Source organism: Afipia sp. DC4300-2b1 (assembly GCF_049895725.1).
Classification (GTDB): Bacteria; Pseudomonadota; Alphaproteobacteria; order Rhizobiales; family Xanthobacteraceae; genus Afipia; species Afipia broomeae.
In genome coordinates this window covers 452,616-468,781 of sequence record NZ_JAFCSX010000001.1, presented here as the reverse complement: position 1 = coordinate 468,781, position 16,166 = coordinate 452,616, and the positions used below count along the sequence as shown (strand labels likewise).

16 protein-coding genes are annotated in these 16,166 nt (G+C 60.0%); 13 read left to right on the top strand and 3 right to left on the bottom strand.

Annotation, left to right across the window (positions count from 1 at the left end; genetic code table 11):
* Positions 1 to 21: 21 nt before the first annotated feature.
* Positions 22 to 357 carry a PepSY domain-containing protein gene (locus ACP7AL_RS02340; RefSeq protein ID WP_425988403.1) on the bottom strand — a complete coding sequence of 112 codons (336 nt, stop codon included), beginning with the start codon at positions 355 to 357 and terminating at the stop codon, positions 22 to 24.
* Between the two features lie 184 nt (positions 358 to 541).
* Here ACP7AL_RS02340 and ACP7AL_RS02335 point away from each other — a divergent pair, with 184 nt between their 5' ends.
* From ACP7AL_RS02335 to ACP7AL_RS02315, 5 genes are all read left to right on the top strand, one after another.
* Positions 542 to 1,318: a hypothetical protein gene (locus ACP7AL_RS02335; protein ID WP_425988400.1), complete on the top strand. Its 777-nt coding sequence runs from the start codon at positions 542 to 544 to the stop codon at positions 1,316 to 1,318.
* 39 nt (positions 1,319 to 1,357) lie between these two features.
* Complete coding sequence (locus ACP7AL_RS02330; RefSeq protein WP_425988397.1) at positions 1,358 to 1,774, top strand: histidine kinase; 417 nt, start codon at positions 1,358 to 1,360, stop codon at positions 1,772 to 1,774.
* 50 nt (positions 1,775 to 1,824) lie between these two features.
* Complete coding sequence (locus ACP7AL_RS02325; protein ID WP_425988394.1) at positions 1,825 to 2,583, top strand: hypothetical protein; 759 nt, start codon at positions 1,825 to 1,827, stop codon at positions 2,581 to 2,583.
* 69 nt (positions 2,584 to 2,652) lie between these two features.
* Positions 2,653 to 2,967, top strand: a complete 315-nt coding sequence (locus ACP7AL_RS02320) for a hypothetical protein (protein WP_425988391.1) — start codon at positions 2,653 to 2,655, stop codon at positions 2,965 to 2,967.
* 40 nt (positions 2,968 to 3,007) lie between these two features.
* Positions 3,008 to 3,541, top strand: coding sequence for a cytochrome b (locus ACP7AL_RS02315; RefSeq protein ID WP_425988388.1), 534 nt, complete (start codon positions 3,008 to 3,010; stop codon positions 3,539 to 3,541).
* A 74-nt stretch (positions 3,542 to 3,615) separates the two neighbouring features.
* On the opposite strand, the gene ACP7AL_RS02310 is transcribed toward ACP7AL_RS02315, so the two are convergent.
* The gene (locus ACP7AL_RS02310) at positions 3,616 to 6,048 is read right to left on the bottom strand and encodes a heavy metal translocating P-type ATPase (protein ID WP_425988385.1); all 2,433 of its coding nucleotides are present in this window, start codon (positions 6,046 to 6,048) and stop codon (positions 3,616 to 3,618) included.
* A 53-nt stretch (positions 6,049 to 6,101) separates the two neighbouring features.
* Between ACP7AL_RS02310 and ACP7AL_RS02305 the strand changes: the two genes are divergently transcribed.
* The 8 genes from ACP7AL_RS02305 to ACP7AL_RS02270 all read left to right on the top strand — a co-directional run bounded on the left by ACP7AL_RS02305 (position 6,102) and on the right by ACP7AL_RS02270 (position 13,875).
* Positions 6,102 to 6,377, top strand: a complete 276-nt coding sequence (locus tag ACP7AL_RS02305) for a metal-sensitive transcriptional regulator (protein ID WP_425988382.1) — start codon at positions 6,102 to 6,104, stop codon at positions 6,375 to 6,377.
* 629 nt (positions 6,378 to 7,006) lie between these two features.
* The gene (locus ACP7AL_RS02300) at positions 7,007 to 7,300 is read left to right on the top strand and encodes a hypothetical protein (protein WP_425988379.1); all 294 of its coding nucleotides are present in this window, start codon (positions 7,007 to 7,009) and stop codon (positions 7,298 to 7,300) included.
* A 9-nt stretch (positions 7,301 to 7,309) separates the two neighbouring features.
* Entirely contained in the window at positions 7,310 to 8,758 is a 1,449-nt protein-coding gene (locus ACP7AL_RS02295) for a TolC family protein (RefSeq protein ID WP_425988376.1), read from the top strand.
* 19 nt (positions 8,759 to 8,777) lie between these two features.
* Entirely contained in the window at positions 8,778 to 10,151 is a 1,374-nt protein-coding gene (locus tag ACP7AL_RS02290; protein WP_425988373.1) for a multicopper oxidase family protein, read from the top strand.
* A gap of 47 nt (positions 10,152 to 10,198) precedes the next feature.
* Positions 10,199 to 10,684: a cupredoxin domain-containing protein gene (locus ACP7AL_RS02285; protein WP_425988370.1), complete on the top strand. Its 486-nt coding sequence runs from the start codon at positions 10,199 to 10,201 to the stop codon at positions 10,682 to 10,684.
* A gap of 37 nt (positions 10,685 to 10,721) precedes the next feature.
* The gene (locus ACP7AL_RS02280; protein WP_425988367.1) at positions 10,722 to 11,012 is read left to right on the top strand and encodes a copper-binding protein; all 291 of its coding nucleotides are present in this window, start codon (positions 10,722 to 10,724) and stop codon (positions 11,010 to 11,012) included.
* A 90-nt stretch (positions 11,013 to 11,102) separates the two neighbouring features.
* Complete coding sequence (locus ACP7AL_RS02275) at positions 11,103 to 11,408, top strand: copper-binding protein (protein ID WP_425988364.1); 306 nt, start codon at positions 11,103 to 11,105, stop codon at positions 11,406 to 11,408.
* A 1,228-nt stretch (positions 11,409 to 12,636) separates the two neighbouring features.
* Positions 12,637 to 13,875: an OpgC domain-containing protein gene (locus ACP7AL_RS02270; protein WP_425988361.1), complete on the top strand. Its 1,239-nt coding sequence runs from the start codon at positions 12,637 to 12,639 to the stop codon at positions 13,873 to 13,875.
* Positions 13,876 to 14,788: 913 nt separating this feature from the next.
* Here ACP7AL_RS02270 and ACP7AL_RS02265 read toward each other — a convergent pair.
* Positions 14,789 to 16,159 (bottom strand): ATP-binding protein, encoded by a 1,371-nt coding sequence (locus tag ACP7AL_RS02265; protein ID WP_425988358.1) that lies wholly within the window; start codon positions 16,157 to 16,159, stop codon positions 14,789 to 14,791.
* Positions 16,160 to 16,166 lie beyond the last annotated feature (7 nt).

Here is a 16,166-nt window from a genome sequence, read left to right as displayed (position 1 = left end):
TCGTTTACAGCGTACCGGCGATCAATCGGCCTTGTCACCCTCGTCATCGGCATCCGCCGCATCCTTGGTCGATGCGATGATCGTGCCGGCGTCCGGATCGACCTTGACGTCGAACACGTCGCTGCCGCTGGCGACTTCGACGTCGTAGGCCCACCGGCCGTCCTTGCCCTTTTCGTACTCGGCACGGACCGCCTTGCCGTTGGTGTGTTTTTCGGCAGCGGCGACGGCGGCTCCCATCGATATCTTGGCTTGCGCAATGGGACCCGCATCGTTGGACGCCGTCTTGGCATTGTCCGCGAGAGCCACCGCCGATGTCATCACAGCGACGGCGCAAACGATCGTTTTCAGCTTGTTCATTTTGTCTTCTCCAGAAATGCCCCTCGTCACGTCTGACTCAGGCCACTTAGCGGCAGCTTAGCCGATTCAGCCTGGCGGCGGCACGGGCGGCCCAGCGGCGGACCTTCTAAGTCGTCGCTAAGTCGGCAACTCTAACGATGAGGGAGGGCGCACGAATACCGACGGCCCTGCGAAGGGAAACGACATGGATTTCAGCAAAAACCTCGTGGCGGAAGCTCTCAACAAGGTTCCGCAAGTGACGCTCGCCTTCTGGGCGATCAAGATCATGTCCACGACGGTCGGCGAGACCGGGGCCGACTACCTCGCCGTGCACGCCGGTCTTGGCAAAACGGTCACGAACGGGATTACGCTGATCTTGTTATTGGTGGCGCTGACGCTTCAGATGCGGATGTCGCGCTACGTTCCCTGGATCTACTGGCTGACCGTCGTGCTCGTCAGCGTCGTCGGGACCCAGATCACCGACGCGCTCACCGACGGCATGGGCGTAAGCCTCTACATCAGTACGCCGATATTCGCGGCAGCCTTAGCCGCGACCTTCGCGGCCTGGTATGCCGTGGAGCGCACGCTCTCGATTCACACGATCGTCACCGCACGGCGCGAACTCTTTTATTGGACCGCCATCCTTCTGACGTTCGCTTTGGGCACGGCGGCCGGCGATCTCGCAACCGAGGCCGTGGGGCTTGGCTTCAGGCTCGGCGTCGTCGTCTTCGGCGCAATGATCGCCACCGTCACGACGGCGTACTATCTCGGCGCGAATGCGGTGCTCTGCTTCTGGATAGGCTACATCCTGACGCGGCCTCTCGGAGCTTCGCTCGGCGACCTGCTTTCGCAATCGCGTGAATATGGCGGGCTCGGTTTCGGTTCCGTCTACACCAGCCTCGGCTTCCTCACCGTCATCGTTGCGCTTGTCGCGTTCCTCACCCTGCACGACCGGCCGGCGGCCGCGGACGAACGGGCGTGAGCCATTCAATATAAATCTTTCGAAAAATGGAGATCGAACATGTCTGCCCAAAATACCCTTCATAGGATCGTCCTGTCGGCGCTGCTTGGCGCTGGTCCGCTGTCAAGCGCAATTCTGTCGGCACCTTTTATCGTCGCCTGCATTACCCAGACGCATGCCGCTTCGTCCAATTTGGGGGATCTCACTTCCTTTCGGAACGTCGTCGCCGACAGCAAGGCGCTGTTGGACAAAGGCGACCTGGCCGGGGCGAAGGCGCGCCTGAAGGATCTCGAAACGTCCTGGGACGAGGCGGAAGCCGGATTGAAGCCGCGGGCGGCTGCGGACTGGCACACCGTCGACAAGGCCATCGACCGCGCGCTCACCGCTGTGCGGGCCGCTTCGCCGGATCTCGCAGCCTGCAAGTCCGCGATCGACGAAGTCGTCGCCACGATGGACCGCCTTGTCGGCAGGTCATAGGCCGAAGGCTCCGCCAAGAACAAACGCGCCTCAATCGAAAGCAACTTCTCATGAAAGACCAACTTGGCGAAAGCCTGAGCAAGGTGCCCGCAGTCACGCTCGGGTTCTGGATCATAAAGATCGCCGCGACGACGCTCGGAGAAACCGGCGGCGACGCGGTGACGATGTCGATGCATCTGGGTTATCTGGTCGGCACGACGATCTTTGCAGCCATCTTCGTCGCCGCCGTTGCCGCGCAGATAAGCGCCAAGAAATTCCATCCATTTCTCTACTGGACGGTCATCGTCGCAACGACGACGGCGGGAACGACGCTTGCCGACTTCGTGGACCGGTCCCTTGGCATCGGATATCTCGGTGGCAGCTCGATCCTCCTCGCTCTTTTGCTGCTGTCGCTTGCGGTCTGGTACCGCTCGCTGGGGACCGTATCGGTCGAAAGCGTCACCACGCCCAAGGCAGAAGTGTTTTATTGGGCGACCATCATGTTCTCCCAAACCCTCGGAACCGCTCTCGGCGATTGGATGGCGGACTCTACGGGACTTGGCTACAGCGGCGGCGCCGTCGTGTTCGGAGCCGCGCTGGCGATGGTCGCAGCGGCGTACTTTTGGACGAACATGTCGCGCACGTTTTTGTTCTGGGCCGCCTTCATCCTCACGCGCCCGCTCGGTGCAACGGTCGGCGACTTCCTGGACAAGCCGCTCTCCAACGGAGGGATGGCACTGAGTCGATACGCGGCGTCCGCCGTACTCGCGGTATTCATCGTCGGATGCATCGCGTTGCTGCCTCAGCGGGCAGGACGGCATCCGGCCTGAACCGTTTGCGCCGTCGGAAGCGTGCGAAGGCCAACATTCACTTTCACAAATCAGACTTAGGAACAGAATATGGCAACTGAACAGTACCATGAACCTGCTGCAGAACTCTCCTCGGAGACGCGTACGTTTGCGCGGATGATCATCGGCCTCGTCGAAGAAGCCGAGGCGATCGGCTGGTATCAGCAGCGCAATTCACTTGAGAAGGACGGGGAAGCCCGCGCGATCATGGAAAACGCCCAAAAAGAGGAGTTCAAGCATTTCGGCATGGATCTGGAGTTCTTGCTTCGGCGCAAGAAGGAGTGGCGGGAGATCCTCAGGGGCATTCTGTTCACCGATGGCGATATCGTCGAGGCCGCGGAGAAGGCCGAGAAGAAAGCAAACTGACCGCGATCCAATTTCTTCTGCACCGAGAATCGTATCCCCCATGACACAACAACCCGCCTACGGAAACACTGCCAAGGTCCTTCATTGGATGATCGTGTTACTGCTCGCAGCACAGTTCGCTATCGGCTGGCTGATGCCCGACATTCAACCGGGCGCACCTCCAGGGAGCGCGATGACATTGCATATCGCCATCGGGCTTATCATCCTGATGTTGATCATCCTGCGCTTTGCTTGGCGGCTCTTCCACCCCGTCGCGCCTGCAAATACGCTGCCTCGTTGGCAGCGCCTCTTGTCGGAGAGCGTTCATTGGCTTCTCTATGGACTGGTCGTTGCAACGGCTATGACGGGCTGGTTCTTTGCGTCGTTCCGGGGCTGGCACTTGTCGCCCCTAGTCGGAGTGCCGCTGCCGATGCTGACTGCACCCGATTCCATCGCCGGTCGCCTGGTCGGCGGCTGGCATCAAGCAGCAGGATTTGGACTGCTCATCGCCATCGGCATCCACGTTGCCGCAGCCTTCATTCATGCTTTCGTCTTCCGCGACCGGATCATGCAGCGGATGCTTCCCCGAGCATGAGCACGGACTTGCGCTTTGCATCGGTCCGACGACGAATAGATGGTAGGCCGCATGCGGACGCTGTTCCTGCAACGCTAGATGTTCACCGCCCGAAGTCGCAGTGCATTGCCGACGACGCTTACCGATGACAGCGCCATGGCAGCGGCGGCGATTACTGGTGAAAGCAGCAGTCCGAACGTCGGATAAAGAATGCCGGCGGCTATCGGAATTCCGGCCGCGTTGTAGATGAACGCAAAGAAGAGGTTTTGTCGGATGTTGCGCATCGTCGCCTGAGAGAGACGACGGGCGCGGACGATGCCGCCAAGATCGCCTTTCAGCAGCGTCACGCCTGCACTTTCCATCGCCACGTCCGTTCCCGTTCCCATGGCGATTCCGACATCGGCCGCTGCGAGGGCGGGCGCGTCGTTGACGCCGTCTCCCGCCATGGCGACGACACGACCCTGCTTCTGCAGCTTACTGACGACGGCACTCTTCTGATCCGGCAGCACCTCGGCCTCGACTTCGGAAATGCCGAGGCGCTTTGCGACCGCGGTTGCCGTCGTTCGGTTGTCGCCGGTCAGCATGATTACCCTGATGCCTTCGGCCGCCAGCGCTTTCAATGCTTCCGGCGTCGAGGCCTTGACCGGATCGGCGATGGCTAGAATGCCGGCAAGTTTACCATCGACCGCGACGTTGATAACCGTCGCGCCGTCGCCTCGCAGCTTTTCCGCCTGCGTTTCCAACAGATGTGTTTCGATGCTCGCGGATTTGAGATAATTGGCGTTGCCGAGCAGTACCGATTTGCCGTCGACCTTACCCGTGACCCCCTTGCCGGTCGGAGAATCGAAATCCGCGACATCGGCCAGCGCCAAATTCCGTTCTTTCGCCGCCCGGACGATCGCATCGGCGAGCGGGTGTTCGCTGGACCGTTCGACACTCGCTGCAAGCTTCAGAATTTCAGCTTCGTCGAATCCCTCTCCGGGTACGATTGAGACCACCTTCGGCTTGCCTTCGGTCAGCGTTCCGGTCTTGTCGACGACCAGCGTGTCGACCTTTTCCATGCGTTCGAGAGCTTCGGCATTCTTGATCAGGACGCCGGCCTGAGCACCGCGTCCGACGCCGACCATGATCGACATCGGTGTCGCGAGTCCGAGGGCGCACGGGCAGGCGATGATCAGGACGCTGACGGCCGCAACCAGGCCGAACGCGAGCCGCGGCTCCGGACCGAAGAGCGCCCATGCGCCGAAGGCGACAAGGGCGACGACGATCACGGTCGGCACGAACCAACCGGCCACTTGGTCGGCGAGACGCTGGATGGGAGCGCGCGACCGCTGCGCCTGCGCCACCATCTGCACGATTTGGGAAAGCAGGGTGTCGCGGCCGACCTTCTCGGCCCGCATCACGAAGCCACCCGACTGATTGAGCGTGCCGGCGATCACCTTGGCGCCGGGCTCCTTGGTGACCGGCATGGACTCTCCGGTCACCAGCGACTCGTCGAGGGACGAGCGTCCTTCGATGATGACGCCGTCCACCGGCACCTTCTCGCCCGGCCGGACCCGCAGCTTGTCGCCCACGTTCAGGCTGTCGAGCTGAACCTCGTGGTCCGCGCCATTCTCGTCGACGACGCGCGCGGTCTTGGGCGCCAGATCGAGCAGGGCCTTGATCGCTCCGGAGGTGGCCTCCCGGGCCCGAAGCTCCAGTACCTGACCGAGCAGGACCAGGACGGTAATGACCGCCGCGGCCTCGAAGTAGACCGCCACGGCGCCGTCGTGGCTCCGGAATGCGGGCGGGAAAATGCCCGGCGCAACCGTTGCGACGACGCTGTAGGCGAAGGCGACGCCGACGCCCATCGCAATGAGGGTGAACATGTTCAGATTGCGGGTGACCAGCGACTGCCAGCCTCGCACGAAGAACGGCCATCCGGCCCAGAGCACGACCGGGGCGGCGAAAGCGAGTTGGATCCAGTTCGAGAGGTTCTGATCGATCCAGCCGTGGCTGCCGACCAGATGGCCGCCCATCTCCAGGACAACGACCGGCAGAGCCAGCGCGAGCCCCATCCAGAAGCGGCGGGTCATGTCGGCCAGTTCGGGGTTGGGTGGGTCGTCCAGGCTGACCAGGTCCGGTTCTAGCGCCATCCCGCAGATCGGGCAGCTTCCGGGGCCGATTTGGCGGATCTGTGGATGCATGGGGCAGGTGTAGACGGTGTCCTCTGGGACGTCGGCGTGGTGCGGCTTTGCGTTCACCTTGTCGAGGTATTGCTCCGGAGCGGCGGCGAACTTGGTCCGGCAGCCGGCCGAGCAGAAATGGTAGGGGACGCCCCGGTAGTCGGAGCGATGCTTGCTGGTTTCGGGATCGACCGTCATGCCGCAGACAGGGTCGACAACAGCAGCTCCAGCCGCAGCGTGGTCATGTTGATGGTGATCGTGGCCGCCGGCGCCGCCGCAGCATCCGGCGGGTTCAGGTCCGGCAGCGGCCTTGGAGTAGCATCCGCATGCGCCTGGCGATAGAGCTTTCTGTTCCTTGGCCATTTCGAGCTCCGTGGCTACTTGCAACCTATACCGTGTAGGGGTATATAGGGGCCATGCGAAAGGACATCAAGGCTTCCTGTCACAAACGCCTAAGCCGGATCGAAGGCCAGGTGCGCGGTCTCTCCAGGATGGTGGAGGAGGAGCGCTACTGCATCGACATCGTCACGCAGATTTCGGCGGTCCGTGCCGCGCTGCGGCGTGTCGAGGAGGAAGTCCTGAAGGACCACGTCTCCCACTGCGTCGAACACGCCATCGCAAGCGGCGATAAAGTAGACCAGCGAAAGAAGATCACCGAATTGATGGCCGTCATTGGCCGGGCGGACCGATGAGCGGTACTACAAGTTCCATCTTGGCGGATCGAGGCTTCACCGCTATGGTCCCGAATCTTGGTACGAAAAGGTATTGATGTCTGCATGCTCGTCCGGTTGACCAGAGCGAAGCGATTGAGGGCAGGGTGGCTGATAGCCCTTGCCTATCTGCTTTGCGTATTGGCGCCGACGATCTCCTACGCGGTGCCCGGCGTTCACGCTCCGGCCCGCTGCCTGACGGACCCGAATCACGGTCCAGGAATGGTTCATGTTCATTCCGAGCCGCAGCACGTGCATGCCGACGGTCATGCCCATGATCACGCCGCGGCGCATGGTAAGTCAACGGGGCATGACCATTCGATGTCCGTGGCATCGAATTCGGAGTCTGCTCCCGGAAAAGCTCCGCATTCATCCGGCGGGCAGTGCTGCGGGCTGATGTGCGTTACCGCTATTCCGGCGACGGTCGCCGACATCGTCAAGCCTTCCGCTCCGACCGCGCTTTGCGAGGTCGAAGGCTACCGGAACGTCGCCGACAACGCTCCCCCTCGGCTCTATCGTCCCCCCATTACCTGACCTGATCGAAGCTACGCGGTGCCGACCCCGTCAAGGGGCCGCGCGCCTGTGGTCAATCGTCAGTTCAGGAAAACAACATGCTTGCGCAGCTTGGGGCGATTCTCGCCGCCGTTCGGTCGGTGGTGGAGAAGTTATTTGGCAATAGATTTCGAACGATAGCAGGAACGGCCGCCACGGCGCTCGCGTTGGGCGGGTGCGTGCAGACGGCGGTGCCGTTGGCGGGCGCCGATCCCACGGATCCGAACGCGAGGGTCGCGGCCGTGGGTTACCGCTCCACCGTCGCTCCCTACACCAGCCTTCGTCCCACTGCGCCGTCGTCGTGGCGCGAACAGAACGACCGCGTCGCCCCGGCGCCGAAGTCCGGCCGGTAGGAGCGACCGATGCACAAGAATCCCGAGATTTCAAACGACGCGGCAAGCCGATCGAAGATCGGTTCAGCAGCGGCCGTGCTTCTTTCCGCCTTGCTTCTTTCAGGATGCGCGACATTTTCCCCGGACGGGGGCATGACGGTTGTCGCCAACCTCGCCGGCGAGACCATTCACAAGGAGGTAGTTTCCATCCGCACGGCGGACGACGCGGCATGGGCGCAGAATGCCGTTCAGGGCCTGCTCCGCCGCGGCCTGACGGTGGACACTGCGGTTCAGATAGCACTGCTTAACAACCGCGGCCTGCAAGCATCGTACAACGAACTCGCGCTGGCGGAGACAGATCTCGTCCAGGAGAGCCTGCCGCCCAATCCGGTCTTCTCGATCTCGCGCATCGCCGGTTCTGGCGTGGTCGAGATCGAGCGTCGGATCGCCGGTGACATTCTTGCGTTGGCGACATTGCCGTTCCGCTCGGAAATCGCCCGGCAACGTTTTCGCCAGGCGCAACTCCGAGCGGCGGAGGAAACGCTTCGACTCGCGGCCGAAGTACGGCTTGCCTACTTCCGCGCAGTCGCCGCCAACGAATTGGTCGGGCTGTTGACCGATGCCAAATCGACCGCGGAGTCCACCGCCCAGCTCGCGCTGAAGTTGGGGCAGACAGGCGCGCTAAACAAACTCGACCAGGCGCGGGAACAGGTGTTCTATGCCGAAGTCACCGCGGAGCTTGCACTGCTGCGTCAGGAGGCCGCCAGTTCGCGAGAGCGCCTGATCCGCCTGCTGGGATTGTGGGACGGCGATCTCGGCTTCCGCGTTCCGGCGCGGCTTCCGGCAATGCCCCGCCGCCCGCAACCTCTGCCGCGCATCGAGGTCGATGCGGTTGAACGCCGTGTCGATCTTCAGATCGCGCGCCTCGAACTCGACGCTCTCGCCAAATCTCTTCAACTCACCGAAGCGAGCCGCTTCGTTACGCTGCTCGATCTAGCGGGAATCCACAAGAGAACGACCGATGCAGGCGGTGCGGTCACCGAGCGCGGACTCGATCTGCAGTTTCAGATTCCAATATTCGACGGCGGAGAGGTCCGCGTCCGGCAGGCGGTCGAAACCTACAATCTGGCCTTCAACCTTTTGACCGAAAAAGCCGTGAACGTTCGGTCCGAGGCGCGCGATGCCTACAAAGTATACCGTTCCACCTACGACATCGCCGGGCACTACCAGCGCGAAGTCTTGCCGCTTCGACAGATCATCTCGGACGAGATGCAGCTTCGTTTCTCGAGCATGCAGGACGACGTGTTTGCGCTGCTGACGGAAGCAAGGCAGCGGATCGCCGCACTGCGCGCGGCGATCGAAGCGAAGCGTGACTTCTGGCTGGCCCAAGCCGAACTGCAGACCGTCGTCAACGGTGGTGGTCGCCCCGACACTCAACCGCAAAACCGTTCCTCGAAGACCGCCAGGGCGGGCGGCTGACAACTTAAGGAGAAGAGCCATGTTGTCCCGTAGAGGCTTTCTAGGTACTGCCGCGCTGGTGAGCGCGACCGCAGTGAGCGGTCGCGTGCAGGCAGCCAATATTCCCGAAGCGCCGATCATGGAGAAGGCGACGATGCAGCCGCCGCTGCGGCCGTCGAGCGGACCCGACTATCGTCCGGTCGTCACGTTGAACGGTTGGACGCTGCCGTGGCGGATGAACGGCGAGTGGAAGGAATTCCATCTCGTCGCAGAGCCGGTCGTACGTGAATTTTCCCCAGGGATGAAGGTGCACCTATGGGGATATAACGGTCAATCGCCGGGCCCGACGATCGAGGCTGTCGAAGGCGACAAGCTGCGCATTTTCGTCACGAACAAACTGCCCGAACAGACGACGGTCCATTGGCACGGTGTGCTTTTGCCTAACGGCATGGATGGCGTCGGTGGACTCAACCAACCCCACATTCCACCGGGCAAGACTTTCGTCTACGAATTCCAGATGAAGCACAGCGGAACGTTTATGTATCATCCGCACTCGGACGAAATGGTCCAGATGGCGATGGGTATGATGGGCATGATCGTCGTGCATCCGCGCGATCCGGCATTCCGGCCGGTCGACCGCGACTTCGTGTTCATCATGAGCACCTACGACATCGATCCCGGCACCTATCTGCCGAAGGTGTCGGAAATGACGAATTTCAACATGTGGACCTGGAACAGCCGTGTGTTTCCCGGCATCGATCCCATGGCCGTGCGGCTCGGCGATCGCGTGCGCGTGCGCATCGGCAATCTCACCATGACCAATCATCCGATTCATCTTCACGGCCACAACTTCGCGGTTAGCTGCACCGACGGCGGGTGGGTTCCAGAAAGCGCGCAATGGCCGGAAACCACGATCGATGTTCCTGTCGGTGCCATCCGCGCATTCGATGTTCTCGCGGACAATCCAGGCGACTGGGCGTTTCACTGCCACAAGTCGCATCACACCATGAATGCGATGGGCCACAACATCAGGAACTTGATCGGAGTTTCGAAGAAGGACCTTGCCAGGGCCGTCGGCAGGCTTGCTCCGGACGCCATGGTGATGGGATCGACCGGGATGGCCATGGGCGAGATGGAAATGCCCGCACCGGATAACACGTTGCCCATGATGACGGGCTCCGGCCAATTCGGCCCGATCGAGATGGGCGGCATGTTCACGGTCATGAAGATCCGAGAAGGGCTGGCGCGGGACGACTACAAAGATCCTGGTCCCTACAAATATCCTGCCGGGACCGTCGCTTTTGAAGTCGACGCTCCTTGGGAGCAACCCATGCGCAAGGACAAACCGGCGGGCACGCCGAAGGACGGCGACATGAAGGCAATGAAAGGCATGAAGGGAATGAAAGGCATGTAGTTTTTCGGAGCTAACGCCGCTTCACCCAACAACAGAGGAACAAGACAATGAAACAAGCCACGATCTCTTTGATCACGCTCGCTGCCGTGACGTCCATCTCCGCCATCGCGTGGGCAGGCGAGGGTCCTAAGGGCCACAGCCACGACGAATCTTTTTCGGCTGGCGAACCCGGCGATCCGAAGGAGCCGGCGCGCATCGTGCAGGTCACGATGGGCGAAACCGACGGAAAGATGATGTTCATGCCTATGAAGATCGATGTGAAGAAGGGCGAACAGATCAAGTTTGTCCTGCGCAACAACGGTGAACTCGAGCACGAATTCGTCCTTGCCACGACCGGCGAGAATCTCAAGCACGCCGAAGCCATGAAAAAGAATCCCGACATGGAGCACGACGATCCGAACGCAAAGCGGCTCGAGCCGAAGAAGGCGGATGAGATCGTCTGGAAGTTCTCCAAAACCGGCCAGTTCGAGTATGCGTGTCTGATTCCGGGGCATCGGAAGTCCGGCATGATCGGCACTGTGACCGTGAAGTAGCCCACGTGACCTAACCTCCATAGGAACAAGGATTCATATGAGAAATCTGAAGATTGCCGTCGTCCTTGCCTCGATGCTGACCTCCGCGGCTGCATTCGCGCTGAACGCCATGGTCCAGGGCGAGGTCAAAAAGATCGATGCTGCCGCCGCAAAAATCACGCTCAAGCACGGACCGATCAAAAACCTCGAGATGGACGCAATGACAATGGTCCTGCGTGTCAACGATCCAGACATGCTTAAGAACTTGAAGGTAGGCGACAAAGTCAAATTCGAAGCCGAGCGCGCCTCGGAAGGAGTGACTATCACTAAGATGCAAAAGTCCAAGTGACCGGAGGTCGCTCGCTAACGAGGTGCGAAACAAGAAGGGTGGGGCATCAATGGGGTTAGCACAGATCAAACCGAACAAAGGAAGTTCAAGATGAAGGCAAATAAGTTCGTAATTACCGCTCTCGCGCTGTCGCTCGCGTGGCCGTCCGCTGGCGCATTAGCGCAAACAGCGATGGTTAACGGCGAAGTCAAGAAGATCGACGAAGCCACCGGGAAAATCACCCTCAAGCATGGTCCCATCAAGAACCTCGATATGAACGAGGACGGAATGACGATGGTGTTCCGCGTCCAGGATCCTTCGATGCTCAAGCACGTGAAGGTGGGCGACAAGGTCCAGTTCGAAGCCGAGCGGGCCACCGCCGGCATCACGATCACGAAGATGCAGAAAGGAAAATAGGGGCCGAAGCGTCCGGCGTCGTGACGCCGCCTTTTCGCATGGCGCTGGAGTTCGGGTCGAGATTGGAGAAGCGAGCGGCGCGAGGATCGTCCCGTCTGCGGCAGCCCGGATTGCCGTTCGCTACCGCGACGCTGCGGTGGTTACATTCAATGTTAATGCAGGAGTTCCTTCGTAGCGCAGATGTCTTGAGCACCCAAACACCGTGAAAACCTGGCGAGGTCCGGTCGACAGCGCGTGCTGGTGCGCGCATGAACACCAGTTGAGTCATGCGTTCCGTTGTCTTCGAAGTCGCGGAACAATCGTTTTCAACGGTCGTTTGTGAGCGTGCTTTCAATCAACCAGCGTGCTTTCGACCAACGGAGAATGTGTGATGCGAAATCTTCCGAAGACGTCCACGGCGTACGCCCTGATCGCGTTTTCGCTGTCGATGCCATCTTTCGCCGACGATGCCAGTCAGGCCTAGATGAAGTCGATGGAAAAGATCAACGCGGACATGAAGAGGGGCATGAATCCGGATGCCAGCATCGGGTTGATTGCTATCGGATCACATGCGTGGTTTGATTTTTCTGGACCTATTCGGTCAATTAGGAGGAAGAGAAATGAATATCTGTAAACTGTTAGTTGCCGCGAGTGCCATGTCCTTCGTTGCGTTCCCTGCAATGGCGCAGACGAGTTCTGGAGAAGGAAAGGGCGGCAGCCACCACTACTCTGGTGGACCCAAGTCCGAGGTTCCGCATCACATTGGCTCCAAGAAGCAGAAGACGGGCTCGAAGAAATCCGGTCCGCGCGGGAGCCATCATTACAGCGGCGGCCCGCGTGAACCCCACCACATCGGTCCAAAGTAACAGTGACTGGACTGAGGCGATTCTGCACGCGGCGGGATCGCCTCTTCTCAGTATCGCAATTCCTTAAGGTGCCTTTGCGACGTTAGTTCAGCGAAGCCTCGACCTTGATTGTTTCGTCAAGATCGCCAAGCACTAAGACTTCGAATCCAAGCTGCTAATGCTCACCGCAGCGGGAATTTATCGTCCGCCGTACCGGAGGTCAGCGATTGTTGCTAGATCGAAGGGTCGGCCCACACTAACCTCACCGCTGTATTGACCATGGCTCTCAGCTGCCTCATCGCCCACAGGGTCTCGTTGAGCGGACCGGCGTAGTGGATAAGCGCAATCTAATCGTTCCATTCGAAGGCGCGGAAACTCATCATTAAGAAATGGAGAAAGAGACGTTGGCTGACGAGACCTTTGGCGGTACGGCCGGTTGGGCCCTAAGGCCTGTATGGCGCCGGATTCGAGACGTAATCGCCGTCCGATCCGTGCTGCCCAGGTCCCAGCGCGACGTCCGTCTGGACCTATTTCGAGGTCTGGCAAATTGGCTGATCTTCCTAGGGCACATTCCTGACAGCGTACTCGCATGGTTCACGACGCGAAACTACGGCTTTAGCGATGGAGCCGATCTCTTCGTGCTGATTTCCGGCTACACGGCGACGCTTGTTTTCGGCAAGATGATGATGGAGCGGGGCTTCGTCATCGGTGCTACCAGAGTGTTGCGCCGGGTCTGGCAACTCTACGTTGCCCATTTGCTGATCTTCATTTTTTACCTCACTGCGGTTCACTATCTTTCGCATAAGTTCGACGATCCGCATCTGATGGATCAATTCAACGTCACGCCCCTGATGAACGTGCCCGTCGAGACTCTCTTGCAAGGTCTCCTGCTCAAGTTCAAGCCGCTTAATCTCGATGTTCTGCCGCTCTACATCGTGCTGATGGCCGCGTTCCCGATCTTCCTTTGGTTCATGTTGCGATGGCGCAATGCGGTGATGATCGGATCTATCGGCCTGTATCTGGCTGCTCGCCATTACGGCTGGAATTTTGCCTCCTATCCTGCGGGCGTGTGGTACTTCAATCCGATTACCTGGCAGCTGCTCTTTGTTTTCGGAGCCTGGCTGGCACTCGGAGGAGCTGCGGCAAATCGAGGGCTTCTGCAGTTTCGCAGCCTTTACGTCCTGAGTATCGGCTTCGTCCTGTTTGCTCTCGCCATTACGCTGGCTGAGCGGATTCCCGAATTGCGGCAGTTCGTTCCTGACGCGATCGCAGAGACATTTATTCCGAACGACAAGACGAATCTCGCGCCTTACCGGGTGATCCATTTGGTGAGCCTGATGTTCATCGTCGTCTCGCTCATTCCGGTCGATTGGCCGGGGCTGAAATGGCCAATCTTCAAGCCGATGATTAGATGCGGTCAGCAGTCGCTGCCTGTCTTTTGCGTTGGCCTGTTCCTGTCCTTCATCGCGCACTTCGTGCTGGATTTCGGGTCAGTGGGAGTAGTGGCCCAGCTCCTGGTCGGTGCCGCGGGTCTTTGGATCATGACGATGGTCGCCTACTATCGGGCTTGGTCGAAGGAGGTCGACAAGGGTCTACCTTCGGGGCTCAAGTTGCCGAAAGGAGAGGCTCGGGCTGAGCCGTAAGCCATTCTGAAGTATGAAAGCGTTCCCACATAACGGTGATGTAACGAGCCAAGGATGAGCATCAAGGATGTCGGCTGGTATAACGCCGGTGAGGAGAAGGCACGGTGTCAAATTGGTGTCCAACGTCTCGACACGTGAAGAGCAGTTTGCGGTGTCGTCGGCTGGCCGCATCGCCATTCGCGCTCAACGCGGGTTCTTCTTCCCGGTCGATGTTGGTGCATAGGAACCCCAGCTGCGGCTGTTGGGGCCGGGCAACTGTCCAAAATGACCGAAGAAAACGACCAATTCCGCTACGATCAGTAGGCTCCTCAGCGGGCCGGCGTCGCGGCGCATGCCGCGGTAGTTGGGGGCTGTATTTGGAAGGCTAGGTGCCACTCTAACGCGACAAAAACAAGGAGCAACTCCGATTCGCAGGAACGTCGTTCGCGAGGTGGTGTTTGCAACCCAGTAAAAGTTCGGTCCGGACTTCGGGTCGACTTACACTGGGGCGCTCAACTGAATGGAGATACGCAGGAGGAATAAGTCAGGCCGTCACCGTGGAGGGGATACCGGCAAAGGCGGCACCACTCTTAAGAGCTTCGGCGACTACGCGCTGTTCGTAGGCAACGGCCGCTCGGACCGATCCGATGGTTCTGACGCCAAGATGGACATCGCTTTCGGACGCAGCGGCAGCGAGTATCTGTACTCCCGAAGACGACGCTTTTGTGCACGAGTTGTTGCGTCCCGTAGCATCGTCGACGTGCGCTCGTTCGTCGCCGGCATGAATCGACCCCTCGCTCCTTGCCGATCAGGATCAGAAACCCATCGGTCCGATCTAAACTGAACGACGTCGTTCGAGGCATCGACCGAGACTTGAAGATACAAGATCATTGAGCGGGATCAGCCGGTTGGCCAATAGTATGCTTCGGAAAGGTCAGCTGACTCGATCATCAAGAGTTCGGAAGCGAGGGAGATCAAGAACAACTTTGAGCCCGCCGAGCGACGAGGTATCGAGAGCGATATCGCCGCCGTAAAGTCGCACGAGATCGCGCACGATCGAAAGGCCAAGTCCAGAACCAGGAGCCTGACTGTCCCAGCGCTCACCGACATTGAAGACCACCTCGAAGGCTTCCGGCGGTAGTCCGGGTCCATCATCCTCGACCACAACACGAACGGTGTGCTGTGGCGATTCCTCGGCACAAGACAGCAGCACGCGTCCCTTTGCGTGCTTGCACGCATTGTCGACCAGGTTTGCCAACATCTCGTTGAGGTCTTGGGCGTCGCATGCCGCCGTCACGGTCGACGGAATGTCGTTCTCGATCACGATCCCTTTGGGTTGGTAGAGCCGCGAAAGGGCGCTGGTCACTTCCGCGCCGGCCTTGCCGACAGACGTGAGCGTTCCGGGAACCGAGTGCATCGCAACTGCCCGGGCGCGGGCGATCTGGTAGTCGATCTGTGTCTGCATTCGCCTGCACTGATCGAGGATGATCACCGAGGACTGCGGCAAGCCTTTGTCCTCGATGCGGTAGGCCTCGTCAGTGAGGATCGCGAGGGGCGTCTTGAGACCGTGAGCCAAGTTTCCCGCCTGCGCCCGCGCCCGGATCATTAGCTCGGTCATCGACCTCAGCATGGCATTCAACTCGTCGACCAAGGGCTGCACCTCCTGCGGGAAGTTGCCTTGCAATTTCTTTTCGCTTCCGGACCGTACCCTGTTCAGGGCAGTACGAAGATAGTTCAAGGGCCGCAATGCGAACAGAATGAGTCCGCTCGCGGCAATGATCATCGAACCGGCGAAGGCGCCCATCGACCAGGCCAGCGTGCTGTTGAAGCCTTGAAGAACGCTTTCCAGATGGCGGCGGTCGGTCCCTATGATGAAGCGCAGTGGCGGGTCCGAAGGGTTGTACCGGTGCACACGCTCGGCGACGAGAACCTTCCCGGTCGGGCCGTCGATCATGTGGGTATGAACGGTACCATCCGGCGGGTCGTCAGGGGGGATGCCCAGCAGCACGCCGCCTTGCAACGAAGTGGAGCTGGCAACAATGCGTCCCGGCTTCTGGACCTCCCAATAATAGCCGGAGAGAGGCACGTCATAGCGCGGATCGCTCAACGGACGCTGCAGGTGCGGACCCGACGACGTGACGGTTACAAGACCCTGCAGTTCGTCCAAATGGACATAGAGCTCCTCGTAAAACTGTTGGGTGACATGCGTCTTGAAGACTGTCGACAGTGCGACCCCGGATACGAGGACCCCAACGAGAATCCAGACGACAGCAACGCCGATCAAGCGGCCTTTAAGGCTCGTCATGCGTTCC